This is a genomic window from Thalassospira sp. UBA4513 (genome assembly GCF_002388495.1).
GTDB lineage: Bacteria > Pseudomonadota > Alphaproteobacteria > Rhodospirillales > Thalassospiraceae > Thalassospira > Thalassospira tepidiphila.
In genome coordinates, this window is the sequence record NZ_DGMR01000038.1 from 195,778 (window position 1) to 219,382 (window position 23,605).

General features: G+C 54.8%; 22 protein-coding genes. 9 read left to right on the forward strand and 13 right to left on the reverse strand.

The window, feature by feature from the left end:
* Both B2T33_RS16520 and rpmB read right to left on the reverse strand, forming a co-directional pair.
* Positions 1 to 567 carry an HNH endonuclease gene (locus B2T33_RS16520; RefSeq protein ID WP_008889910.1) on the reverse strand — a complete coding sequence of 189 codons (567 nt, stop codon included), beginning with the start codon at positions 565 to 567 and terminating at the stop codon, positions 1 to 3.
* 391 nt (positions 568 to 958) lie between these two features.
* On the reverse strand, positions 959 to 1,252 hold the full coding sequence (gene rpmB / locus B2T33_RS16525) for a 50S ribosomal protein L28 (protein WP_008889909.1): 294 nt from the start codon (positions 1,250 to 1,252) through the stop codon (positions 959 to 961).
* Positions 1,253 to 1,700: 448 nt separating this feature from the next.
* Here rpmB and B2T33_RS16530 point away from each other — a divergent pair, with 448 nt between their 5' ends.
* Positions 1,701 to 1,889, forward strand: coding sequence for a hypothetical protein (locus tag B2T33_RS16530; protein ID WP_008889908.1), 189 nt, complete (start codon positions 1,701 to 1,703; stop codon positions 1,887 to 1,889).
* An 89-nt stretch (positions 1,890 to 1,978) separates the two neighbouring features.
* Here B2T33_RS16530 and B2T33_RS16535 read toward each other — a convergent pair whose 3' ends face one another.
* The 5 genes from B2T33_RS16535 to B2T33_RS16555 form a co-directional block, all read right to left on the reverse strand.
* Entirely contained in the window at positions 1,979 to 3,964 is a 1,986-nt protein-coding gene (locus tag B2T33_RS16535) for a putative bifunctional diguanylate cyclase/phosphodiesterase (protein ID WP_252724051.1), read from the reverse strand.
* Positions 3,965 to 4,176: 212 nt separating this feature from the next.
* Positions 4,177 to 5,016 (reverse strand): tRNA glutamyl-Q(34) synthetase GluQRS, encoded by an 840-nt coding sequence (gluQRS, locus tag B2T33_RS16540; RefSeq protein WP_197146657.1) that lies wholly within the window; start codon positions 5,014 to 5,016, stop codon positions 4,177 to 4,179.
* A 19-nt stretch (positions 5,017 to 5,035) separates the two neighbouring features.
* The gene (gene cobT, locus B2T33_RS16545; RefSeq protein ID WP_064781123.1) at positions 5,036 to 6,961 is read right to left on the reverse strand and encodes a cobaltochelatase subunit CobT; all 1,926 of its coding nucleotides are present in this window, start codon (positions 6,959 to 6,961) and stop codon (positions 5,036 to 5,038) included.
* A 51-nt stretch (positions 6,962 to 7,012) separates the two neighbouring features.
* A complete protein-coding gene (gene cobS / locus B2T33_RS16550; RefSeq protein ID WP_008889904.1) occupies positions 7,013 to 8,020 on the reverse strand; it encodes a cobaltochelatase subunit CobS in 1,008 nt (335 codons plus the stop codon).
* 212 nt (positions 8,021 to 8,232) lie between these two features.
* Positions 8,233 to 8,883, reverse strand: a complete 651-nt coding sequence (locus B2T33_RS16555; RefSeq protein ID WP_008889903.1) for a DnaJ domain-containing protein — start codon at positions 8,881 to 8,883, stop codon at positions 8,233 to 8,235.
* A gap of 160 nt (positions 8,884 to 9,043) precedes the next feature.
* Here B2T33_RS16555 and B2T33_RS16560 point away from each other — a divergent pair, with 160 nt between their 5' ends.
* From B2T33_RS16560 to B2T33_RS16570, 3 genes are all read left to right on the forward strand, one after another.
* A complete protein-coding gene (locus B2T33_RS16560) occupies positions 9,044 to 9,340 on the forward strand; it encodes a BolA family protein (RefSeq protein ID WP_197146656.1) in 297 nt (98 codons plus the stop codon).
* 140 nt (positions 9,341 to 9,480) lie between these two features.
* Positions 9,481 to 10,734, forward strand: a complete 1,254-nt coding sequence (locus B2T33_RS16565; RefSeq protein ID WP_063089129.1) for a PQQ-dependent sugar dehydrogenase — start codon at positions 9,481 to 9,483, stop codon at positions 10,732 to 10,734.
* A complete protein-coding gene (locus tag B2T33_RS16570; protein WP_197146655.1) occupies positions 10,734 to 11,345 on the forward strand; it encodes a c-type cytochrome in 612 nt (203 codons plus the stop codon). The genes B2T33_RS16565 and B2T33_RS16570 overlap by 1 nt, the downstream gene beginning before the upstream one ends.
* 26 nt (positions 11,346 to 11,371) lie before the next feature.
* Here the strand turns inward: B2T33_RS16570 and B2T33_RS16575 are convergent, their stop codons facing one another.
* From B2T33_RS16575 to B2T33_RS16600, 6 genes are all read right to left on the reverse strand, one after another.
* A complete protein-coding gene (locus B2T33_RS16575; protein ID WP_252724050.1) occupies positions 11,372 to 12,652 on the reverse strand; it encodes a transporter substrate-binding domain-containing protein in 1,281 nt (426 codons plus the stop codon).
* 167 nt (positions 12,653 to 12,819) lie between these two features.
* Positions 12,820 to 13,389 (reverse strand): DUF2889 domain-containing protein, encoded by a 570-nt coding sequence (locus tag B2T33_RS16580; RefSeq protein WP_286792663.1) that lies wholly within the window; start codon positions 13,387 to 13,389, stop codon positions 12,820 to 12,822.
* A gap of 213 nt (positions 13,390 to 13,602) precedes the next feature.
* Positions 13,603 to 14,052: a CBS domain-containing protein gene (locus B2T33_RS16585; RefSeq protein WP_197146652.1), complete on the reverse strand. Its 450-nt coding sequence runs from the start codon at positions 14,050 to 14,052 to the stop codon at positions 13,603 to 13,605.
* 252 nt (positions 14,053 to 14,304) lie between these two features.
* Positions 14,305 to 15,579, reverse strand: a complete 1,275-nt coding sequence (locus B2T33_RS16590) for an HlyC/CorC family transporter (RefSeq protein ID WP_008889896.1) — start codon at positions 15,577 to 15,579, stop codon at positions 14,305 to 14,307.
* Between the two features lie 179 nt (positions 15,580 to 15,758).
* Complete coding sequence (gene aroB, locus B2T33_RS16595; protein WP_197146651.1) at positions 15,759 to 16,874, reverse strand: 3-dehydroquinate synthase; 1,116 nt, start codon at positions 16,872 to 16,874, stop codon at positions 15,759 to 15,761.
* Between the two features lie 4 nt (positions 16,875 to 16,878).
* Complete coding sequence (locus B2T33_RS16600; RefSeq protein ID WP_252724049.1) at positions 16,879 to 17,490, reverse strand: shikimate kinase; 612 nt, start codon at positions 17,488 to 17,490, stop codon at positions 16,879 to 16,881.
* Positions 17,491 to 17,877: 387 nt separating this feature from the next.
* Here B2T33_RS16600 and B2T33_RS16605 point away from each other — a divergent pair, with 387 nt between their 5' ends.
* The 5 genes from B2T33_RS16605 to B2T33_RS16625 all read left to right on the forward strand — a co-directional run bounded on the left by B2T33_RS16605 (position 17,878) and on the right by B2T33_RS16625 (position 23,601).
* Positions 17,878 to 18,015 (forward strand): hypothetical protein, encoded by a 138-nt coding sequence (locus B2T33_RS16605; RefSeq protein ID WP_165374927.1) that lies wholly within the window; start codon positions 17,878 to 17,880, stop codon positions 18,013 to 18,015.
* Position 18,016: 1 nt separating this feature from the next.
* Positions 18,017 to 20,083 (forward strand): antifreeze glycopeptide, encoded by a 2,067-nt coding sequence (locus B2T33_RS16610; protein WP_197146649.1) that lies wholly within the window; start codon positions 18,017 to 18,019, stop codon positions 20,081 to 20,083.
* A 27-nt stretch (positions 20,084 to 20,110) separates the two neighbouring features.
* Entirely contained in the window at positions 20,111 to 21,061 is a 951-nt protein-coding gene (xerD, locus tag B2T33_RS16615) for a site-specific tyrosine recombinase XerD (protein WP_120225682.1), read from the forward strand.
* A gap of 258 nt (positions 21,062 to 21,319) precedes the next feature.
* The gene (locus B2T33_RS16620) at positions 21,320 to 23,119 is read left to right on the forward strand and encodes an EAL domain-containing protein (protein WP_238538672.1); all 1,800 of its coding nucleotides are present in this window, start codon (positions 21,320 to 21,322) and stop codon (positions 23,117 to 23,119) included.
* Positions 23,120 to 23,247: 128 nt separating this feature from the next.
* Positions 23,248 to 23,601 (forward strand): hypothetical protein, encoded by a 354-nt coding sequence (locus B2T33_RS16625; protein WP_064788805.1) that lies wholly within the window; start codon positions 23,248 to 23,250, stop codon positions 23,599 to 23,601.
* Positions 23,602 to 23,605 lie beyond the last annotated feature (4 nt).

Here is a 23,605-nt window from a genome sequence, read left to right on the forward strand (position 1 = left end):
CTAGAAGTCGTATTCCAGTTCGGTATCCCAGTATAAAAAATCCCGCCAACTTTCGTGAAGATAGTTTGGCGGGAAACGGCGTCCTGTGGTCTGGAGTTCGTGCATCGAGGGCTGTCCCGGCGTCCTGCGTAGTCGCAGGCCAGCCTCGCGCACCGATCGACTGCCTTTAAACAGGTTGCAGTCAGAACAGGCCGTGACGATGTTTTCCCAATTGGTTCGCCCTCCGCGCGCACGCGGGATGACATGATCAAAGGTCAGTTCATTTGTCGGCAGGCGGTCGCCGCAATACTGACAGGAAAATTCATCGCGCAGGAAGACGTTAAACCGGGTAAAGGCCGGGCTGCTTTTAAGCGGGACATATTCCTTGAGCGAGATGACGCTGGGCAGGCGCATTTTAAAGGAAGGAGAGCGTACTTCGCGATCGTATTCGGAAAGAACATCGACGCGTTCAAGAAAGACTGCCTTGAGCGTATCCTGCCATGACCAAAGAGATAGCGGGAAGTAGCTCAACGGCCGAAAATCGGCGTTAAGAACAAGTGCCGGACACGCATTGGGCGATAAATGCATACCATCCGCTCCACCGTGTTTACCGAGTCGCTTGCCTTATTTAGCAGGTCCGGGAATCGCTGTTGATGAACATATCATGACGTTTCACCAAACCGGGCGACACGGCGACGTAAACCACTGATAGAGCAAAGTATAGAGCAAATTTCCAAAAGCGCAAAGCTCGTGTTCTGCCGAGTCGCGTTTATTGAGACTGCACCCTTGCGTAGCCCAAGAAACCCTTGGATAACTGCCAGTGCGGCACGGCACAAAAAAAGCCGCCCGACGATGTCTGGCAGCCTGTCTGGTGCACCTGAACCGATGCATCGGATGGCCAAGCCCAGAGCCGAAAAAAACGAAAGGCCCGCTAAAAAGCGAGCCTTCGTAAATTCTGTCTGTAAAGCAGAAGCCTTAATTAGGCAGCTTTTGCTTCAACAGCTTTGGCGACCTGGCGTTTGATTTTCACCAAATCTGCCGGCAGCTTTGCATTTGCAGTGCTGAGCAGATACGCATCCAGACCACCACGTTTTTCGATGGTGCGGACAGCATTGGTGGTCAGACGCAGACGCACCGAACGACCGAGCGACTCACTAAGCAGCGAGGTCGGCTGCAGGTTCGGGAGGAAACGACGTTTGGTACGATTGTGGGCGTGGCTCACATTCATGCCGACCAAAACGCCTTTGCCGGATACCGGGCAGCGACGTGCCATGACCTGATCTCCTGGTCTATAAATTCGCAAAAGGACGCTTGGCCTGAACATGCAGGCCCGCGCTTGGAAGCGGGTTATTACCGCCTCTAACCCATGCCGTCAAGCCTTCATCAACCGAAAACCGCGACAAAAACGCTTATCAGAGCTGTTTTGACGATAATCCTTGGTTTGTGCCGGTATTTGCCCAACTCAACCGCACGGAATCTGATATTTTCCAAACCGGGGCGACAATAACAAAGACCCCATTTACAGGCAATTGCGCCATCCTGAGACAGTGCGAACAATCGATTCTCTGTGTTTATATAATAAGAGTACCCTGCTTCATGCCTGCAAAGGCCTTTGGATTCAAACTGTCGCGTTTATTGATACGGATCAAAACGCCTACGCGCACAGCATGGTAGGTTCAACACCATGAGTTAAGAAATCCGTTTCGGGAGCATGACGGGACATGAAATCAGATAGCAAAGTTTCTCTGCCGCTTTTGGGCATTCTGCTGGTCGCTGTAATTGGCTTGGCACTTTACCTTGCCGGTTATGTTCTTGCCGCGTTCGGCGTTCCGATCGCGTCCTTCTGGATTTATGTCGCACTGGCGCTTGTGCCGGTCAGCTTCCTTGTTCTGATTGATTTTAGCCGCTGATTCTGTCCCCCAGCAGAACAGGACTGTGAACGGCTTGCCACACTTGCGGCAGGCCGTTTTTTTTTTGCGCCAGTTCCAAAGAAACAGCCTCAGGTCGGCAAATCCGGATCAGTTTTCCAGTGAATGTCACGACACGGAAGTTGTCCCGGACGGGCAAAGAAGTACCCCTGATAGGCATCTACCCCCATCGCGCGGAGTTCCGCGCGCTGTTGCGGGGTCTCGATCCCCTCGGCAATGACCTTAAGACCAAAGCGATGAGCGATCAGAATTGCCGCCTCGATCACCACGCGGGCATTTTCATCCATCGACAAGACAAAGGATTTGTCGATCTTGACCGCATCGACATGAATTTCATGCAGGCGCGACAAGGATGAATACCCGGTCCCGAAATCATCGATATGAATACCAACTTCCATCGCGTGCAGATGATCAAGCACGGCGGAAATCTGCGACGTCTGGCGTTTTTCAAAGATCGATTCCGTGACTTCCAAAACCAACCGACTGGATGCAAGACCGGTTTCCGTCAGGATGCGCGAAACCATATCGGGAAAATTCGGCATCACGATCTGACGGATCGAAACGTTGATGGCAATTTTCGTGGTGACCGGAATCTCGGTATTGTCATGCAGGGTCTGGCAGGCGCGCCGCATGCACCATTCCCCGATATCAACGATGAGCGCGCTTTCCTCGGCAATTGGAATGAATTCATCGGGTGGCACAGTGCCAAGCACCGCGCTATTCCAGCGCAAAAGCGCCTCGTAGGCGATTATTTCGCAACGGGTTGCATCAATGACCGGCTGGTACTCGATATAAAACTCATCAGCACTCAGTGCCCGGCGCAGCGCCTGTGTCACGCTCAGGCGGCGTTCCTGCTCCGTCAGCAGCATCTTGTCGTAGTTATGCACACTGCCCCGGCCGGATCGCTTGACCTCGGCCGCGGCCAGATCCGCCCAGTGGATCAGTTCGGATATCGACGGATTACGTCCGGACGAAAAGGCAACGCCAGTACTGAACCCGACATGCAATGTATGACCGACAATATTGATCGGCTGATTAACCGCACGCTGCGCCAGTTCAACCGTGGTTTCGACCAGTGGGTGAAGCTCTTCATGCGGGGCGGCCAGAACGATCAGAAACTCATCCCCGCCCCAACGGCCCAACGCATGGCGGTCATCAACACATTCCCGAAGTCGCATACTGACAGCACGCAGAACTTCATCACCAATCGCGTGGCTTAAGCCATCATTGATCTGTTTGAACCGGTCGAGATCGATAAACAGCACAGCGTAATCCAGAAGCGCGTCCGATCTCTTTTTATGTTCGAACCATGCGACAATCCCGTCACGGTTCAGGATACCGGTCAGGGCATCGTGTTCGACCAGATTGCGCAGCTCCTCTGTGCGCTGTTCGACCCGCGCTTCGAGGGTGGCATTCCAGTTTTCGGTAATCCGGTTTTTCTGCCTGAGGTCTTCGACCAGCCCATGGTTCTGATGCTTCAGGACGAAGGATCGGAAAAGGACAGCATGGTTGTTCCGGTGCGTCACCAGCATCACCATAAGGAACACCAGCCCCAATGCCGACAGGATGTAGTTCGATTCTGGCATCAGCGAGAGAATGACCGCCGGCGGAAGCAACAGGGCGCAAAGGTAAATGCGCCCGACCCAAAAGACGGGCGCCAGAATTCCCGTGGCGCCGCCGGCCATACCAGCGATGATAATCATGGTGAGAAACTGGCTTTCACCATGGACCGTCGGAATTTCGATCACTCCGACCATTGACCAAAGAAGCCCGGTTACAACCACACCAGTCTGGTAGCGAAATCGCCACTTGCGCAACAAGGCATCGGACAGGTTACTGACGTTTTCACGCTCCATCCGGTACAGATACCCACCCCAGAAGCGCACAAAACAGACCACCGTCACGACCATCAACCAGACCACAGTGATCGGTGCAAGATCGCCCAGCAGCCAGAGCATCACAACCAAACTGCCGCCCGCAGCAAGGTTGACCAAAATGTTTGCCCAATTGTTGCGATAGGCCAGATCAAGAAGGTCGCGCTGAACCTTTCCGTTCAACTCTTCCCCGGCACTTATTTCTATGCCCGGGTCGAGAATGCGCTTCGCAATTCCCCTAACCAAGCCAGCATCTTTTTTCATCTGGTCTTGTGCCCCCGACATCATCGTTCGATCAAAACATCCTATACGGAGGTAATAATCAACGACAACGGGAATATGAAAAACACAAAATATTACGGCTTACTAAGGGATCACCGACCAGCCCCGGTCAATCAGAAATGATCCGCCAGCTTGATCACGTCGGCGGGCAACATCCCCTCTTCGCGCATGGATCTGAGCGTCTTGGATTTGTCACGCTTGGCAAAGCGTTTGCCATCAGGCCCGGTCAAAAGCCCGTGATGGTGATATTCCGCCACGTCATAGCCCAGCAATTCCTGCAACAAACGATGCAGGTGGCTGGCAAAAAACAAGTCCTCACCACGAGTGACGAGGGTTATGCCCTGCAGATCATCATCATGGGTAACCGAGATATGATAGCTGGTCGGGGTATCCTTGCGTGCCAGAACCACATCGCCAAAGATTTCCGGGGTGGCGATCTGTTTGCCTGCCGAGCGATCAAACCATGTCAGTTCCTTGCCCACCCGTTTGATCGCAGCCCACATATCAAGGCGAAGTGCATAGCTTTCACCGGCTGCAATGCGATTCTTGCGTTCGGTTGGCGAACACTGTCGGCAGGTCCCGGGATAAAGCGCGCCATCCGGGCCGTGTGGTGCGTTGCCGATGCGGGCGATTTCCGCCTGAATGTCCTTGCGGGTGCAAAAGCACGGATAAAGAAGTTCCATGTCGAACAAGCGATCCAGCACCGCCTGATAATCGGCAAAGTGATCGGACTGCACCCGAACCGGTTTTTCCCATTCAAGGCCAAGCCAGGCGAGGTCTTCATAGATCGCATCCAGATATTCCGGACGACACCGGGTCTGGTCGATATCTTCGATCCGCAAAAGAAAACGGCCATCCGGCCCGGCCTGTTTTGCAGAAAACAAGGCTGAGGCCGCATGGCCGAGATGAAGATATCCGGTCGGGCTTGGTGCAAAGCGGGTGATCGTGGTCATCCTTCAAGCACCCCTGCCCTTACCAGCGGTCGCGATCGCCTGTGGCATGATCGCGGGCCTGCGCGTTATCGGCGGGCACATGGCGCATCGGACGTTTGGGCTGGCGCGCGCCCTGCTCGTCAAACAGATCGGACAATTCACGCAGCATGGTGCCACCGAGTTCTTCCGGATCGTTGATCGTGACCGCCCGGCGATAATAACGCGTGACGTCATGACCGATCCCGATCGCCAGAAGTTCGACCGGAGATCTGGTTTCGATCCATTCGATCACTTCGCGCAGATGACGTTCCAGATAATTCCCGGAATTGACCGAAAGGGTCGAGTCATCCACCGGCGCACCATCGGAAATCACCATCATGATCCGGCGTTGTTCGGTGCGACCCAGAAGACGTTCATGCGCCCAAAGCAGTGCTTCGCCGTCGATGTTTTCCTTAAGCAGCCCTTCGCGCAGCATCAGACCAAGGTTCTTGCGTGCCCGACGCCATGGCGTATCGGCAGCCTTGTAGATGATGTGCCGCAGATCGTTCAGACGACCGGGTTTCGGCGGTTTTCCGGCCTCGACCCAGCTTTCGCGCGACTGGCCACCTTTCCACTGACGGGTGGTGAAACCAAGGATTTCGACCTTAACGCCACAACGTTCCAGTGTGCGGGCCAGAATATCAGCCGACAGGGCGGCAATCGTGATCGGACGGCCCCGCATGGAGCCGGAATTATCGATCAGAAGGGTGACAACCGTATCGCGGAAGTCGGTATCCTGTTCCTGCTTGAACGACAGCGACGTCGACGGGGTCGAGACGATGCGGGCCAGCTTGGCGGCATCAAGAATGCCTTCTTCAAGGTCGAAGTCCCAACCACGGTTCTGCTGCGCCATCAGGCGGCGTTGCAGACGGTTGGCAAGCTTGGAAACCACGTTCTGAAGGTTGGCCAGCTGCTTATCAAGCATGGCGCGCAGGCGCGACAGTTCGAGGTTTTCACACAGATCATCTGCGGTGACGACCTCGTCAAATTCGCGGGTAAACGGCTCATAGCCACGTTCAACTGGCTCGTTGCGGCCATCAAATTCCGGCTGCTCGCCCGGTCCGGCAGGCTTTTCTTCCTGCGACATGGCTTCAAGCTGCTGATCATCGATGTCGCCTTCACCGGCTTCGGCTTCTTCGGAACCGGCGTCGGTTTGATCATCGCTGCCATCAGGTTCGGAATCGTCATTCTGGCCCTGCTGGCCGCCCTGACTTTCCATGTCTTCCTGATCGGGATCATTTTCGCCGTCTTTTTGCTCGTCATCCTCGCCTTCCTGTTCGGGCGGGGCATCGTCGAGGTCGTCTTCAAGCGAAAGGTGATCAAGCAATTTGCGCATGCCGCGTGCAAAGGCATCCTGATCGTCCAGCAGATCACGCAGGTTGCTCAGGTCTGAACCGGCATTTTCTTCGATATGTGAACGCCACAGATCAATCAGCGGACCGGCAGATTCAGGGGCCTTTTCACCGGTAAAGACTTCACGCGCCAGCATCCCGATCGCATCGGCAAACGGGGCATCGTCGCGCGATGTCACACGGTGATAGTTCTTGGCATGGCAATCCTGTTCGGCATGTTCGCGAAGGTTTTTGCGCACACCGGGGAAATACCGCGAACCCACTGCTTCGACACGTGCAGTTTCAAGCGCATCGTAAACAGCCTGTGCCTCGGCCGTTTCGGGCATGCGTTTGGCGTGCAGGGTGGCATCATGGTGGCGCATCTTAAGCGCCCAGCCATCGGCAACACCGCGCAGATCGGCGACTTCATCCTTGGGCATAGACTGTTTGGGCATCGGCAAACGCACATGTTCACCATAGCCGCCCGGACGCCCGCCTTTGACAAAGCCGACTTCCAGATCATTGCGCCCGGCAAGCGCACGAAACGTCGCTGCCGTGCCGCGCAAGAAGCCGGAAAGAGCCTCATCATTCTTCATCGCACTACTCGCTTGTGGAACCAGTTCGCCAATCTGCTTAAGAGCCACGCCTTAGCGGACCATTACATTAATGGCTTCCTCAGGCAGTTCTTCACCAAAGCAACGCTGGTAATATTCCGCCAAAATCGGACGTTCGACTTCATCGCAACGGTTAAGGAACGTTACGCGGAAGGCATAGGAAACGTCGCCAAAAATCTTGGCGTTTTCTGCAAGCGTGATCACGGTACGCGGGCTCATGACGGTCGAGATATCACCAGCCACAAAGCCCTGACGCGTCAGATTGGCAAGGGCAACCATTGCCTCGATCTTCTGGCGGCCTTCGGCAGTATCAAATGCCGGAACCTTGGCGGTGACGATGTTGGTTTCGTCTTCGACCGACAGATAATTCAGCGTCGCAATGATCGACCAACGGTCCATCTGTGCCTGGTTGATCTGCTGAGTACCGTGGTAAAGGCCCGTGGTATCGCCAAGACCGACCGTGTTCGAGGTTGCGAACAGGCGGAAATGCGAATGCGGGTGGATGACCTTGTTCTGATCAAGAAGGGTCAGCTTGCCATCGACTTCAAGCACACGCTGGATCACGAACATCACATCGGGGCGACCGGCATCATATTCATCAAACACCATCGCAACAGGGCGTTTGAGCGCCCAAGGCAAAATGCCTTCGCGGAATTCGGTGATCTGTTTGCCATCACGCAGAACAATCGCGTCCTTACCGATCAGGTCGATACGGCTGATATGGCTATCAAGGTTCACGCGCACGCACGGCCAGTTCAGACGCGCTGCCACCTGTTCGATATGGGTCGACTTACCGGTGCCGTGATAACCCTGGATCATCACGCGGCGGTTATGGGCAAAACCCGCCAGGATCGCCATCGTGGTATCGCGATCAAAACGATAGGTCGGATCAATCGCCGGCACATGTTCGCTGCCCTGACTGAATGCCGGGACTTCCATATCGATATCGATCCCGAACGTTTCACGGACGGAAATGGTGATGTCGGGTGTATCAAGCGGATGTTCTGCCGCTGCACCGCTCGCTTCGTAACCTTGGCTCATAAGTACTCGCGCGTTTTTCGGACCGGCGCTGGTGACGCGGTCGTTTCGTTAAACTTGCTCATTAATAGCGGTTATGACGCATCACACAAAGGGAAGATGCGCAAAAAATATCTATTATCGCAAAAGGTTTGGTCGATAAGACCTTCCAGATACGCAAACTGCAACCAGATAGACCGGTTTTGACCAAATTTCGCAGAAAATTAGCCAGAAAGCTAAAGTGTCACACGCGCTTCAAGATCGCGGATATAGCGCGTGAGTGACGTATAGGCCGCGCTGATCCGCTTGAACCGTTCCTCGGCCGCCTTGTCGCCGCCATTGGCATCAGGGTGGTACTTTTTGGAAAGTGCCTTGTATTTCGTCTTGAGTTCATCGCGGGTGAACGGCCATCCAAGATCAAGGGTCGCCATGGCCTCTTGCTGTTCGGCAGGCATGCCCATGGCGCCAGCGCGACGCTGGGCTTCTTCGCTTTTGCGTTTGCGTTCGGCATTGGCCCTGGCTTCGGCGCCGGGGCCATGATGGGTCTGGTCGCCGTCTTCGTTAAAGAAGCCGAACCCGTCCTTGAATTTGAAATTGAACGGTTTTTTTGATCCGCGGATATGACCGAACTGCCATGTCGGGCGTTGCCAGTGGGTATCGCGACGCATGTCGTTTTCGATATCCTCGGCCTTCATGCCGGCATAATAGTTCCAGGATTTGTTGTATTCGCGGACATGTTCCAGGCAGAACTTGTAATAGTCGCGCAACTTGCGATCCTTGGGCGCACGGAATTCCCCATGCCCGTCACATTCCGGCCAGTCACATTCCGGCAGAACGGGTTCTTCATGGTAAAGCGTCTTGCGCTTGTTGCGGTGTCCTCGGTTCATTTGCGTCTATATGTTCTGAAAATTCGATGCGCGCAATATCATACGGGCGCTTTAAATGCGATAAAAGGCTTGAAAAACGGTCACCGCATGACAGAACGTGACGTAAAGAAACGTTTTTGCAGCAATCTGCAAACATCACCAGAAAACAGAGGCCCTTACCATGCAGGTCGCCAACCAGATCCGTGACATCCTGACCGAACAATTCAGCCCGGTCGAACTACAGATCAATGATGATTCGTCCAAACATGCCGGTCACGCCGGTGCAGACCCGCGTGGCGAGTCCCATTTTTCCGTTCTTGTGGTTTCCGAAAAATTCGAAGGCGAAAACCGTGTCAATCGCCAGCGCCTTGTATATGGCGCGCTTGATGCGTTGCTGAAGGATCGCGTGCACGCGCTGGCACTCAAAACCATGACACCAGCAGAATACGAAATCGCCTTGGGCAACAAAAACAATTAAGAATAATTCCACATAGTGAAATCAACCTAGACGTTCATACCGATTAGGCGCAATGCTTATACACAAGCCGTGCGAATGGTGAAATTCGCGCGGCACGGATGCCGGTCAATGGCATCCGCGACAATCGGGAGGACTACGTAATGACGAAACGCCTTCTAATGGCGAGCATTGCGCTTGCCATGTCCGGAACCGCCTACGCGCAAGCACCTGCGCCGGACAATCTTGAAAAACTCTCCAACTTCCAATCAACCGGAACGACAGAATTCACCGTCATCGAACAGGGTGGTGATTACGCCGAAGGGATCAAAAAGACCCTTGAGCGCATCAAGCTTCCTGATGGTTTCAAGATCGGTCTTTATGCCATTGTCCCCGATGCCCGCCATATTGCCGTCGGGCCACAGGGGGTTGTGACCTTTGTTGGCACGCGCAAGGACAAGGTTTGGTCGGTCACCGACCGCAACAAGGACCGTGTCGCCGACGAGGTCAAGGACTTCGCCCCGTCGCTTCGATTTAGCATCCCGAACGGTCCGTGCTTCTCGTCGGACGGGTTCCTTTATATCGCCGAACAGAACCGTGTTCTGGTGTTCCCGGCGGCCGAGTTTTTCTATGAAAGCCCGGACGTTGCCGCGTTCAACGTGGTCAAGCAGGGTGATCTGATCCCACCCGCCGAGGAAAGCTATAACCACACCGCGCGCGTTTGCAAAATCGGCCCGGATGGAAAGCTTTATATCTCGCTTGGTCAGCCGTTTAACGTGGCGCCGGAAGACAAGCTGGATCTTTATCGCGAGTGGGGAATTGGTGGCATCATCCGCATCAATACCGATGGCACCGGCCGCGAAGTCTACACATACGGGGTGCGCAACTCCGTCGGGCATGACTTCCATCCGGTCACCGGTGAACTGTGGTGGACCGATAACCAGGTCGATGGCATGGGCGATGATATCCCGCCCGGCGAGATCAACCATCAAACCGCCGCAGGCCAACATTTTGGCCATCCGTGGTATGGCGGCGGTGATGTCCGCACCAATGAATATGCCGGTCAGGAAGTGCCCTATGATGTGGTCATGCCTGCGGTTGAAACCGTGGCGCATGCCGCCGACCTTGGCATGAGCTTCTATACCGGCAACATGTTCCCGGCCAAATACAAGAACGCGATATTTTCGGCCCAGCATGGGTCGTGGAACCGCACAACCCCGGTGGGCGCGCGGGTGATGGTGACCTTCATTGACGATGAAGGAAACGCCACCATCGAACCGTTTGCCGAAGGCTGGATTGACGAGAACGAGGAATATCTTGGCCGTCCGGTTGATGTTGCCCAATTGCGCGACGGCTCGATCCTTGTTTCCGATGATCTGGCCGGTGCGCTGTATCGCATCTGGTATGAGGGCAATTGATGCGCAGATTTATGATCGCACTCCTCGGCGGGCTTTTGTCCGCCGGGGGCGTGTCCAATGTGGCGGCCCAAGATAAGTCCACGCCTGATGCGGACGCCCTTCAGGATGGCCGCAAGGTTGCCGGAATGTGTCGCACCTGTCATGGGCTTGATGGGCTGGCGCGCATTCCGATTGCCCCGCATATCGGGGGCGAGCCGGTCGATTATCTGATCGCCCAGCTAAACGCCTTCAAGACCGGCACCCGTGAACATGAAATGATGACCGTGGTCGCAAGCGGACTGTCTGATGATCAGATCAGCAAGGTTGCGCTTTGGTTCAGCCATTTCGAGGTATCAGGCACCCTGCCCGCCGACACATCCGAAGATGATGCACCCGAGCTTTGCGTTGGCTGTCATAGCGCGAATGGCATTTCAACACTGGAAGACGCCCCCAATCTGGCAGGCGAAACCAATATATATATCGAAACGCAACTCAAGGCATTTCGCACCGGCAAGCGGGTTCATGACGTCATGACACCGATTGCCAAGGACCTGACGGATGCGGAGATGCAAGCCGCGGCGGACTGGTACAGTAATATCGCGATTGAAATTTCCGAGCCGCCCGGCAAGTAATCCGGACGATTTACCGTTACGTGATCTCAGCTTTCCGGACGCAGTGCTGCGGAAACGTTCAGGCCTACGGTCAGGGCGGCAAGTGTCTGACCACTATCCGGGTCAATGATCGGCACCGTGATTTGCGACAGGAACGCACGGGTCGAGGCGTCATACCAAATATCAGTGATCAGTGCCTTTTCACGATTAAGGCTATCGATCATCTGAAACTGGGCTTCGTCACTCTGATCAAAATCCGATGTCAGGCGGCTCATGCCGATGATCTGACCATGGGTGTCAAAAACGAATGCCTCTGCCACTTGTTCGCCAATACTGGCCTGAAACGTGCGAAGGTATTTTGACAAATCATTGCCAAGGATTTCCGTCGCGATTGCACTGGCGGCACCTTCGCGCGCCAGCGTGATCCATTCTTGATCCGTCAGAAGTTTCTGATCGGCACTCTGTATTTCTGTCTCATCCAACTGGTTAAAAACATAGCCCAAAAGTTCCGGGGAACTTGCAAACTGGCGAATGCCGGGTAGTTGAACATTCTGGATTGCTTCGCGTTCCCAGGCTTCCAAATGCATCGGGCGGGTTTCACAAAATTCCAAAACGGCATTGAGGTCATCAAGCAGCCGCGGGAAAGTCGCAACGTAATGTTTGGAAAAATACACAACCAGTGGCACATAGCGTTCGAACTGCATCCGGAACTTATCGGCTGTCAGTTGCAGTTCCTTACGGGCGAATTCAAAACTGTGCTTATCGACAAGGGCATATTCGACCCGACCTGCTGCGACTTGCGCGACCAGTGACGCAATCGAAGGTACACGCATGACATCGGTGTAGCCCTGTTCAAGCAACCACTCGGCCTCGTTCGATCCCAGTATCGCCCCGACTGTAGAAAAATCACCGGGCTTAGGCCGCCGACTGACACGGGGATCATCCGACTTGATCGCGGGTGATACCCAAACCCATTTTTCAAGCGCCAACGGATTTGACGCCACGGCGTATTCGTCCATCGCGTCGCTGATGCGGGCCAAAAAGAACCCGTCGGCCTTGCCGGTGCGCACCATTTCGCGGTTGCGTTGGCGGGGTGCAATCGCCAGCCCATAGCCAATATCAAGCCGATCAAACACACAGTTCAGGATCGAAACCGAATATCCGCTGAGTATGCCGTTATGAAGTTCCTGATAGGGGGGGTGCAGGTTGGTCTGCAAGATCAGGAAGCCATCCTGTTCATCAAGATTGGCTTGTCCGGCTTCTGCCTGTGGCGATGCAAGATCATGTGCCTTCGCGATGGATGCCGTCAGAAGTAATATGGCAGTCACGCAACAATAGAACACCGCCATTTCAAACGGGTGCAAGAAGCCTTTGCAATCTTTCTTGTTATTGGCGTTTCCACACCTACGCAACATGAACACACGCCACCTGACAATTACACGTTACGGACCATTTGGATATTGGACCGGGCAGATGCACTTGCAAGACGCCCCGGTTAATCTCCACCGGTATAGAGTTCCGGGGATATCCGTTTGACGGCGGGCCCGTCACTGCGCCAGCCATGGCAGGTATTGATCAGCGGATTGCGTCGTGGCGGTTTGTCATCGGTTTCATCGCGTGCCTGCAGGGATTCCTTGGCCAATATCGGGAAGACTGTCTGAAACGCCGTGGTCGCAACCGGGCCCATCAATTCATTCAGATGCGTACAGCCATGAACGCCACCCACCCGGTCGCGGATCTGTTTGCGCAGGCCCGGGCCAAGCTTCAAACCGACCAGCTTTTCGTAATTCGAGGCAATCGCATCGCAGGCCGAAAACGGGGCATAGTCGGTTACGGCCTCGACCTCGCGGATCACAAGATCATCGCCAATGGTAACGCGTATCCACATCCCGTGGACTGGCTCGCCGGCGGGGATTTCACCACGATCATGATTGGAAAAACCATAGGTTTTGACATCCGTGATGTGACCTTCGATATCCCAAAGGCCGTCTTTGCGCCGGAACCCCTGACAGGTCACGGTGCGGGTATGGATGTGTTCGCGTTCTGCGGGGCGGGACAGTGGCATCGGAATTTCTCCTTTACGTAAACGTAAAGACGTTCACCTGCGGGCTGTCAAGTCGCAAACGCATTTTCCGTCATTCCCGCCGCCCAAGCCTCGCGGCAAAAGACGGTCACCGGAATTTCGGGAAACTCATCGGAATTCATCACGTTGCAAAGGCCTGACGGGGAATTCCCCGTCAGACCGACGCCATATGCTGCTTCCAGAAAACCGGTGGCTTCAGGCCACGCCGTAGTCCGATCCGAAGATGAACTTTTCGCGTTCCCGCACATCTTCTTCGAGTTGGCGTTTGACCACATTAAACAGGTCACGGATCGACACCATGCCAACAACCTTGTCGCCATCGACAACCGGCAGGTGGCGGTATCGCCGTGCACTCATCAGATCAAGCGCACTCATGGCGGAATCATTCGGACCAAGCGTATCGGGATCAGCGGTCATGACTTTGGAAAGCGGCACAGATGCCGCATCCAGCCCCTTTGCCACCACACGGTTGACAAGGTCACGCTCGGTAAAAATTCCAGCCAGTCTGGCGTTGTTATCAACGATGATGACAGCGCCAATCTTGCGCTCCGTCATCATGGTGACGGCGTCCATCACGGAATCGGCGGGGTTGAGTGTCGCGATGGATTGTTCCTGGACCACACCCGGTACAATTTTCGTATCCATGCATCTCTCTCTGCAGGTTGCTGTTGCCACATGCCCAAACCCGATCAGATCATCTGGTTTCACACTGACTGACGTCACATAGAAATGACGTCACTGGATGACACAGTGTGACGGGCCCTTATTTGCAAGTGGCCCTGCAATCCTTTGGGTCAAGACCCTGAAACAAGAGTTTAACCCATAAGTAGATAAAGCTGAAATTTTTTACGCTATAGTGGTTTGTCGGCAACACACCGGTAAAGCGGGGAAGAAGGTTTATTCCTGTTCTTCCCCGGCCGGATCCGTCACCGCGCGCAGACGCACACGGGTGATCTGGTTGCGAATACGCCGCAGCACTTCAAACTCAAAACCGTGGAAACGGAACTGTTGCCCGACATCGGGAATACGCCGGGTTTCATACAGCAAAAGACCGGCCACGGTGGCGGCTTCTTCATCTGGCAGACGCCAGCCGAAACGACGGTTCAGGTCGCGAATGGTGACATCGCCGCGCACAATGACCGATCCGTCAGCCTGCGGCTGGACACCAACCACTTCGACGTCGGTTTCATCGGCAATATCGCCAACGATTTCTTCCAGAATGTCTTCAAGCGACACAACGCCTTCGAACGCGCCATATTCGTCAACCACGATGGCAAAATGTTCGTGCCGTTCCTTGAACGCCTTAAGCTGGTCGGCAAGGGTGGTTGAATCCGGGATGAACCAGGGTTCAGAGCTCAGTTCGCGGACATCCTCGGCACTGGCGGGCTTGGCCCCGCGTACAATCGCCTTGAGAACTTCACGCGCATGCAGAACACCGACAATGTTGTCCGGGTCCTTTTCGTAGATCGGAATACGGGTGTGCGGACTTGCCAGAACCGTATCAAGGATTTCTTCCATCGGGCGGGAAATGTCGATCATTTGCACCTTGCGACGGTGCACCATGATTTCCCAAACGCCGACATCTTCAAGATCAAGCACCCCGTGCAACATCGTGCGTTCGGCATGGTGGTTACCGACAACTACGTCATCGGCATGCAGTTCGATGGCACCACGCAATTCGCGTTCGCTATCAAGACCGGGGCCCTCGCCACTGCCAAACAGGCGCAGGGTCGCCTGCACCAGGACCTGAATGGTCTGGGTGATCGGCGCGAACAGAACGACAAGGATGCTCATCGGGCGCGCGACGCGCAGCGCCATGGTATCGGCATGCTGAAGCGCGTAGGTCTTTGGCAGAATTTCCGAGAAAATCAGAACAAGCGCGGTCATCACCGCCGTCGCATACACGACACCGTTTTCACCAAACAGTTCGATCATCACCGATGTTGCAAGGGCAGAGGCCAGAATGTTGACCATGTTGTTGCCAAGCAGGATCGCGCCCAGCAACCGTTCCTGATACCGCCGCAACCTGTTGACGATTGCGGCCCGAATGTCACCATCCTGTTCCTTGTGATGCATGACCGGACGCGACGCCGCCGTCAGCGCGGTTTCCGAGCCAGAAAAGAATGCCGAAAGCATCAGCAGCAAAAAAATCACGACAATCGTGATCGTCATTCAGGGCCGTCTCCAAGCGGTGATTGCAACAGAGCAAGTTTGTTCTGTGTTCATCTATAAGGTCAAATGCCGTTAAACAAGTTAACAACAACACATTGGCGGCAAAGTCACCACCGCGAAGTGACCGCCACCATGCACGTCCGTCGACCCACACGCATTGTGAATCAGTATAATATTGATCAACCCCGACAGGATCGGGTGATCGCGGCACGCATTTTTTCAACATCCATTGCCTTGGATGTAAACGCCTTGCCGATCCCGCGGGTCATGACAAAGGTGATCTCGCCGTCGCGGACTTTTTTGTCGCGTGACATGTGGCTGATCACCTTGTCGATATCCCAATGCATGCCCGTGACCTCGGATGCCGTCACCGGAAGACCCACCGATTTCAGATGGGCAACAATCCGGTCTTTCTCGCCCGCAGGTGCCATACCCATGGCACCGCAAACGTCATGGGCAATGACCATACCCATGGCAACCGCTTCGCCATGCAAAAGCTTTTCGCCATATCCGGTTTCGGCTTCAAGCGCGTGACCAAAGGTATGACCAAGGTTCAAAAGTGCACGCTTGCCGCCTTCGCGTTCATCCTCGGACACGATGCGGGCCTTCGCCGCACAGCTTTTTATCACGGCCTGACGGCGCTCAGATCCATCTTTATCAAGAACCGCCTGCCCGTTTTCTTCAAGCCAGGCAAAGAATTCCGGATCATCGATCAGGCCGTATTTGGCGACCTCGGCATAACCCGACCGCAATTCACGTGCCGGCAAGGTATCAAGAACGGATGTATCGGCCAGAACCAGACGCGGCTGATGAAACGCACCAATCAGATTCTTGCCCGACTTGGAATTGATCCCGGTCTTGCCACCAACGGAACTATCGACTTGCGACAGCAAAGTGGTCGGGATCTGAACGAAATCAAGACCACGCAACAAAGACGCCGCAACAAACCCGGCAAGATCGCCAACGACACCGCCACCGAGGGCAATGATCAGGGTGGACCGTTCGATCCCCATCGCCAAAATCTGTTCGACGACGTTTTCGAACATGGCAAAGCTTTTGGACTTTTCACCAGACGGCACGACGACTTCGCGGTGAGGAATGCCCGCCCCGTCAAGCGATGCCAGCACGGTCGGTAAATGATTGTCCGACAGTGCCGCATCGCTGATCACGACCACACCGGCCTTCTTGACGAACGGGGCAATATATTTGGCGGTATCGGCCAAAAGGTTGCTGCCAACAAGGATGTCATAGCTGCGCGCACCAAGGTCGACGCGAAGGGTGTCGTGATTGCTCACTCTGTCAGGTTCCTGTCTTGATCAATTGACCATCGTCATCAAAGGAATCGGCAAGCAGTTCAAGAACCGCATCGCGGGTGGCTTCCTTTGAGGATTCATCACAGTCGAAAATAATGTCTGCCCCGGCATAGACCGGGTAACGCGTCTCGATCAGATCCGCGAGAATTTGTCTGGGATCACCGTTATTAAGCAACGGACGATGGGTCCGCCCGCTGGTGCGGTGCATCAGCAGATCAAGGTCGGCACGAAGCCAGACCGATACGGATTTTTCGAGGATTAATTGTCGGGTACGTTCGCGAATGAACGCACCACCGCCTGTGGCCAACACGATCTGTTCGCCATCAAGCAAACGGGCAATTACACGTTCCTCGCCGTCGCGAAACGCCTCTTCGCCATACAGCTTGAAGATATCGGCGATCGAGCAGCCAGCGGCTTCTTCAATTTCGCGGTCGGCATCGACAAAATCCAGTTTGAGTTCCTTGGCGACCATACGGCCGATGCAGCTTTTTCCTGCACCCATCAGTCCAATGAACACCAATGTCCGGCCTTTCAGGCCGTCCCGAATTTTGGCGATCACGTCTTCGTGCAAACCCGACTCGGCAATGTTGCTGTCCATGTTCGGTTTGCAGTCCTGTGGTTCAATCATTGAGATACAAATTACCCAAATCTTTAGGCCAGCTTGCCCCCGAACGCAAGCAAACCGGACAGAAAACACGACAAAAATACTGCGCCAAATTGCCCCTTTCAGTCACTTTAGGCATGCCTATGCATCGTTTTGCCCAATGTTGTTCTGCGCGATGGCATTAACTCTCTGTGAGTAACAGGCACTTATACTGCCTTTAAGTTGCCGAATTGGAGTGCGACCACCCCATTGCGATGACAGGTTCAAGATACTTGGACGGATCGCCAGAATGATTGGCGGTTGCGGTTCTTGCATCTTTGATTTTCGTCCGCATACTGGTATTCGCGTCCATCGCTTAAACGCTTCGAAGTCTGGATTAAAATGAGAATTTTATCGCGCATCATCCTGTTGCTGGTTATCGCCGTGATTGCCGGCGGTGCCACTTTCCTGGTGACCTGGGACATTCCTGCCCCGACCGCCCAAATCGAAGAAACCATCCCGAATTCGAGGTTTAACTAAGATGACATTGCGTTCCCGCCTGTTAATGCAGACCTGTGTACTGGCCATGATGACGGGAACGGGACTGGGTTCCGCCCCTGCAAACGCGCAAAACTCGGCCCCCGTGCCGTTGTTTTTAAAACAGGAAGCAGAACAGGACGCGGAACGCCAGGTTGCCCCAAGCCCGACCAATCCGGGGGCCACATCGGCCCCGCGATCAGGCAGCTTTGGCAATACGTCATCTGGCACCAGCGAGACTGATGCATTCCCGTCGGATCCGAACGCGGTGCAATCGCTGTCACTTGGCGCAGTCGACGCCGAGGCCGTCGGGACCATTGATCAATCGCGCGGTGGCCTTGGCGCCGATATGTGGAACGGCACCACCCGCCGGTCTGCGGCACAACTGATTTCAGAATTGCCCGCGACCCCGGCGACCCATGCTGCGCGTGACTTGCAAAAACGCCTGCTTCTGTCCGCAGCCGCCCTGCCTCAGGGCTCGGCTGATATCAGCCTGCTTGAAGCGCGTGTTGCAAAGCTGATCGAAATGGGCGCGCTTGATGACGCCATCGAACTTGTCCGCGCCGCCCCGCAAGGATCGCGCGGCTCCATGCTGGCGCAGGCAGAGGTCAACGCCCTTCTGATTGGCTCCAGAATTGATGCGGCGTGTGACGCGATTGAAGGTTACGGCGCAAGTTACGAGGAGCTTTTCTGGCTTAAGGCGGCGGCGATGTGCGCGTTTTACGCCAATGACCCGACTTCTGCGGCCTTCACCGTCGATCTTGTGCGTGAAATGGGTGGCGAAAGCGATGCCACCTTCTTTGGTCTGGTTTCCGCAATCCGCAGTGGCAGTACTGCCGATGCCGACCTGCTAAATGATTTGCGCCCGATCGATCTGGCACTTCTGGCGGTTGCCAAACAATCGATCCCGACCAGCCAGCTTGAAACCGAAAATCCAGCCGCCATCATCGGCATTACCACTGCCGATGCGACTGCGACCGATGTTCGCCTTGAGGCCGCCCGCAAGGCTGAAAATCTTGGCCTGATCAGCCCGGAAAAGCTGGCTGATGTTTATCAGTCGGTGAATTTCGAACCGGCGGCATTGGAAAGCGTTCTTGATGATGCCAGCGAAGGCATTCAGGCGCGCCAGTATGCCAAGCTTTATCAGGCCGCAGCACAAAGTGATGTTGCCGCCGCACGGGCCGAAATTCTGGCTGCCCTGTTTGACGCCGCGGATTTTGAAGGCGATTTCATGCAGGTCGCAAGGCTGGCAGCGCCGCTGATGACCGACATTCCGGTGAATGGCGACTTTTCGTGGTTTGCTGTTCCTGCCCTTCGGGCATCAATTGCCGCAAACAATTTCGAGCGGGCAGAAAACTGGCTTCAGGTTGCCAAATCATCGGCCAATGCATCGAATGACATTTCATCACGCCTGAGCCTGCTTTATCCGGTTCTGGCGATTTCCGGCCTTGAAGAAACAGGCGCCGTTCGACCGACAGCCATGGCAACGGATGGAAGTTCTTCGCAGAGTTTTGGGGCTGATCCGCAATCCGGTCCGACGCAAACCTTCGGTCTTGGCGGTGCCGTCGTGCCGGGTGCACCGACATCAAGTGGCGGCATGGCGTCGGCAACCGTCATGCCCAACTCGGCCTCGGCAGAGGATGTGCAAAGTGCATCTGATCGCGCAGCCGCCCTTGCCCGCCATCGTGCACGTATGGTCGAATGGCAGGAAATGCAGGCTGCGCGCGGCGATCAGGCCGCGGCAAGACGTTATAGCGAACTGATTTTCAACCTGTTTGAAGGTTTCGGCATCGAAGTCCCCAATACGTTGTGGGACAGCATCCTGACCGCCCCCTATGCCGAACAACGCATGACAACCAGCAGTGCTGTATCGCATCAACTCAACGCAGCTGCGGCTGCGCGGCAAAAGGCGAAAACCGCGGCATTGGCCATTCAGGCCCAACAGGTCGCGGCTGTCGACAATGCCGACCCCAAGGTCCTGAGCGATACTGTGACGTCGCTTCTGGTCATCGGGCAGGAAAATGACGCACGGCGTCTGGCGACAGAACTGCTGATGTCGTTTAATCAGTAGGCTCTTTAATCACTGGCAGGACCGGTCATGGCCAAGGCACTGACAAGCTCGTTGATATCGGCCTTTCTGGAAATGATGGCGGCTGAACGCGGGGCCAGTGTGCATACGCTTGATGCCTATCGGCGTGATCTTGAAGATTATGCGTCATCACTGACTGCGGGCAAGGCTGATCCGGTATCGGCAAGCGATGCGGATGTCAGACGCTATATGGCCGAACTGGGGTCTGCCGGGCTTGCCCCGCGTACGCAGGCGCGGCGCCTGTCGGCCTTGCGGCAGTTTCACAAGTTCCTTTATTCCGACGGGTATCGCAATGATGACCCGTCATCGAATATCGATAGTCCGCAACAGGGCCAGACCCTGCCGAAATTCCTGTCGATTGAGGAAATTGATCGTCTGATCATCGCAGCAACCAATCATCCGGGCATCAAGGGCAAGCGGTTACTTGCGATGGTGGAGCTGATGTATGCCACCGGCATGCGCGTTTCCGAACTGGTGGAGCTCCCCTTTGCTGCAGCAGCGCGTGATCCGCAGATGCTGATTGTGCGTGGCAAGGGCAGCAAGGAACGGCTGGTGCCGTTGTCCGATCCGGCCCGTGATGCGCTGCGTGATTACCTTGAAGTGCGCGATGCCTTTATTCCATCAGACAAATCAAACGGCCATGCCGATCGCCCCGGGCAATCCTCATACCTTTTCCCGTCACGCGGGAAAACCGGGCATTTGACCCGTCAGATGTTTCTGAAGATGATCAAGGATCTGGCGATTGAGGCCGGTGTCCCGCCGTCAAAAGTGTCGCCGCACGTCTTGCGTCATTCCTTTGCCAGTCACCTTCTGGCCAATGGCGCGGATTTGCGCAGCCTGCAAAAGATGCTGGGCCATTCCGATATCTCGACCACGCAGATTTATACCCATGTTCTCGAGTCACGGCTGCGCGGACTGGTTCAAGAACATCATCCGCTGGCCACACGGGCAATTGGTTAGTCGAATCAGTATCGGGTTCTCCGATTTGTCTAACCCCTTTGTATAGAGATCCCGCCGTTTCTTGATAAAAAAGTGGATGTTTTCTGCGGATGTCACATATTCGTAACCCCACTGTCATGAACTTGTTGTCATATCTGGGATAACAGCAAACCTCGGAACTTCTAATTCTCACAACTTCCGGGAAAGCCGACCATTTTGAAGATCGGGGTACTGCATTTGACCTTTGATGCAGATGAACAGTGGATATCCGACCGACCCATGACCCAACCGGTCATGCTCCGTAACTGGCAGCAGGTCGTCGAAAAAGTCGACTTCGCCTTCCAGCCCATTGTCAGTCCGCACACCGGTCATGTTTTCGGCTATGAGGCGCTTTTGCGGCGCTGGGAAGAAGCCGGATTTACATCCATTCAGGCGCTGTTTGATACCGCATGGGATACTGGCAACCTGCACAGTGTCGATATGATGCTGCGCGCCAAGGCGATCGAGAAATTCGCGCGTTTTCCGGGCGCCAAACGGCTCAAGCTTTTTTACAATTTCGACAATCGCGTCGTTAAGACCGAGGATTACCAACCCGGTCAGACTGCCGCATTGCTCAGCGATGCCGGACTTGAACGCGATACCATCTTCCTTGAGATTTCCGAACGCCACGACATCAGCAATGCCGGGTACCTCAAAGACATTCTGGTGCGCTACCGCAGTCAGGGCTTCAAGATTGCCATTGATGATTACGGCAGCGGATTTGCCCAGTTGCGCGCCCTTTATGAATGCGAACCAGACATCATCAAGATCGACCGGTTCTTTATCGATGGCATCGACCGTGACCGTCGCAAGGAACTGTTTGTTACGCAAATTACGGCGTTCGCCCACATGATCGCGGCACAGGTCGTCGCCGAAGGTGTGGAAACCCGTGAGGAGTTCCTGTGCTGTCGGCGTTTGGGCTGTGATCTGGTGCAGGGTTTCTTTATCGCGCGCCCATCACTCGATATTCCCGAACAGACCGATATTGTGTCGTCAGCCGCCGACATTGCGGCAGATTCGCGCCGCCAGTCAGATCGCGATGATGATGTTGTCAGATCCTACCTGCTGGAAACACCGGCCCTGCCGATTGATATCAATCCGGTCGATATCCTGAGTTACTTCCAACAAAATCCGGATATCTCGCTGGTGCCGGTGGTCGACCATGATGGCAAGCCATTGGGCATTGTCCGGGATTCAGAATTCAAGGCGTTTATTTACACGCCGTTTGGCCGTGAATTGCTGCAAAACCCGGCCAACCGGGCCAATATCAAACGTTTTTTGCGCCGTTGTCCGGTTGCCGATATCCGCACCAGCCTGTCGGAGCTTCTGGAAACCTTTGTCGCGACCGAGGCGTTGGACGGGGTGATCCTGACGGAAAATGACCAGTACCTGGGTGTTCTGGATCAAAGTGCGCTTTTGCGGGCGGTAAATGAACGCAATACGCTAAATGCGCGCGATGAAAACCCTCTGACCCGACTGCCCGGCAATAGTGCGATTTACCGCTATGCCGCCCGCGCCCTGGCCGAGCCGCGCCGACGCCGGTTTGCTGTCTATTTTGATTTCGACAATTTCAAACCGTTCAATGACCAATACGGTTTCCGCCAAGGTGACCGCGCGATCCTGCTTTTCAAGGATATCCTGGGCAAGGTCCTTAGTCAGAATGACTGGTTTGTCGGCCATATTGGCGGCGATGATTTCTTTGCCTATGTGCAATCGATTGATTTTGAGGATGCGGTCGCGGCCGTCCAACGCGTTCAGGCCATGTTTGATGCCCAGATCAAAAGTTTCTATGACCCGGAAACACGTGAAAGTGGATACCTGACCGGCAAGGGTCGGGATGGCAAACCCGCGCGGTTTGATCTGATGAGTGTCAGTGCCGCGCTGATCCGGATTCCGGCAGAACGCACCGACATCACCCTTGATCATATTTCAGTCGAAGCGGCAAAACTCAAGGCGCTTGCAAAGACCAGTCCACGGCGATTCGCGGCAGGTATTTATGATCCGGACAGCAACAACGCCAGCGAACCAAAACTTCTTTGATCGCTTTTTCAAAGACTTGTCATTTTTGTCGCTCTGAAGCGCAAATTAGGGCTTCAAATCCGAGTCACTCTGAGTAATATTCCGGCCGAATTAAAAACACCAATCGGTTCAAACGAGCAGTTCCGTCAATGGTAAATATCGCGCCTTTTTCTGATCTTTCGCTGTCCAATCCCGTCCGCCAGACCAGCCCCATCGCCCAGCAACGTGGCGATGAGCAACGGTTTGCCGAACAAAACCGGATTATCGATGGGACACGCGCCTCTGTCCTGACATCGGATCAGGAGATCGAGCGCGCTGTTCAGTCCTATCAACGCGACCGCAATGAACAAAAGCAGTTCCTGAAAGACGGCGAACAGAAAACTATTTCAGACAGCTATGTCGAAAAGATCTCATCACCGACATACAGCGCATCTGGCGATCCACTGAATAATCTGACGGCCGGTGCCGGCGGTCGTGGCCAGTATTTCGATATTCTGACCTGATCGG

Bases quoted from the DNA above. Each gene is read 5' to 3' on its own strand.
- B2T33_RS16520 (WP_008889910.1), bottom strand. From the start codon at position 567: ATGCATTTATCGCCCAATGCGTGTCCGGCACTTGTTCTTAACGCCGAT.
- rpmB (WP_008889909.1), bottom strand. From the start codon at position 1,252: ATGGCACGTCGCTGCCCGGTATCCGGCAAAGGCGTTTTGGTCGGCATG.
- B2T33_RS16530 (WP_008889908.1), top strand. From the start codon at position 1,701: ATGAAATCAGATAGCAAAGTTTCTCTGCCGCTTTTGGGCATTCTGCTG.
- gluQRS (WP_197146657.1), bottom strand. From the start codon at position 5,016: ATGACCACGATCACCCGCTTTGCACCAAGCCCGACCGGATATCTTCAT.
- cobT (WP_064781123.1), bottom strand. From the start codon at position 6,961: ATGAAGAATGATGAGGCTCTTTCCGGCTTCTTGCGCGGCACGGCAGCG.
- cobS (WP_008889904.1), bottom strand. From the start codon at position 8,020: ATGAGCCAAGGTTACGAAGCGAGCGGTGCAGCGGCAGAACATCCGCTT.
- B2T33_RS16555 (WP_008889903.1), bottom strand. From the start codon at position 8,883: ATGAACCGAGGACACCGCAACAAGCGCAAGACGCTTTACCATGAAGAA.
- B2T33_RS16560 (WP_197146656.1), top strand. From the start codon at position 9,044: ATGCAGGTCGCCAACCAGATCCGTGACATCCTGACCGAACAATTCAGC.
- B2T33_RS16565 (WP_063089129.1), top strand. From the start codon at position 9,481: ATGACGAAACGCCTTCTAATGGCGAGCATTGCGCTTGCCATGTCCGGA.
- B2T33_RS16570 (WP_197146655.1), top strand. From the start codon at position 10,734: ATGCGCAGATTTATGATCGCACTCCTCGGCGGGCTTTTGTCCGCCGGG.
- B2T33_RS16580 (WP_286792663.1), bottom strand. From the start codon at position 13,389: ATGCCACTGTCCCGCCCCGCAGAACGCGAACACATCCATACCCGCACC.
- B2T33_RS16585 (WP_197146652.1), bottom strand. From the start codon at position 14,052: ATGGATACGAAAATTGTACCGGGTGTGGTCCAGGAACAATCCATCGCG.
- B2T33_RS16590 (WP_008889896.1), bottom strand. From the start codon at position 15,579: ATGACGATCACGATTGTCGTGATTTTTTTGCTGCTGATGCTTTCGGCA.
- B2T33_RS16600 (WP_252724049.1), bottom strand. From the start codon at position 17,490: ATGGACAGCAACATTGCCGAGTCGGGTTTGCACGAAGACGTGATCGCC.
- B2T33_RS16605 (WP_165374927.1), top strand. From the start codon at position 17,878: ATGAGAATTTTATCGCGCATCATCCTGTTGCTGGTTATCGCCGTGATT.
- B2T33_RS16610 (WP_197146649.1), top strand. From the start codon at position 18,017: ATGACATTGCGTTCCCGCCTGTTAATGCAGACCTGTGTACTGGCCATG.
- xerD (WP_120225682.1), top strand. From the start codon at position 20,111: ATGGCCAAGGCACTGACAAGCTCGTTGATATCGGCCTTTCTGGAAATG.
- B2T33_RS16620 (WP_238538672.1), top strand. From the start codon at position 21,320: ATGACCCAACCGGTCATGCTCCGTAACTGGCAGCAGGTCGTCGAAAAA.
- B2T33_RS16625 (WP_064788805.1), top strand. From the start codon at position 23,248: ATGGTAAATATCGCGCCTTTTTCTGATCTTTCGCTGTCCAATCCCGTC.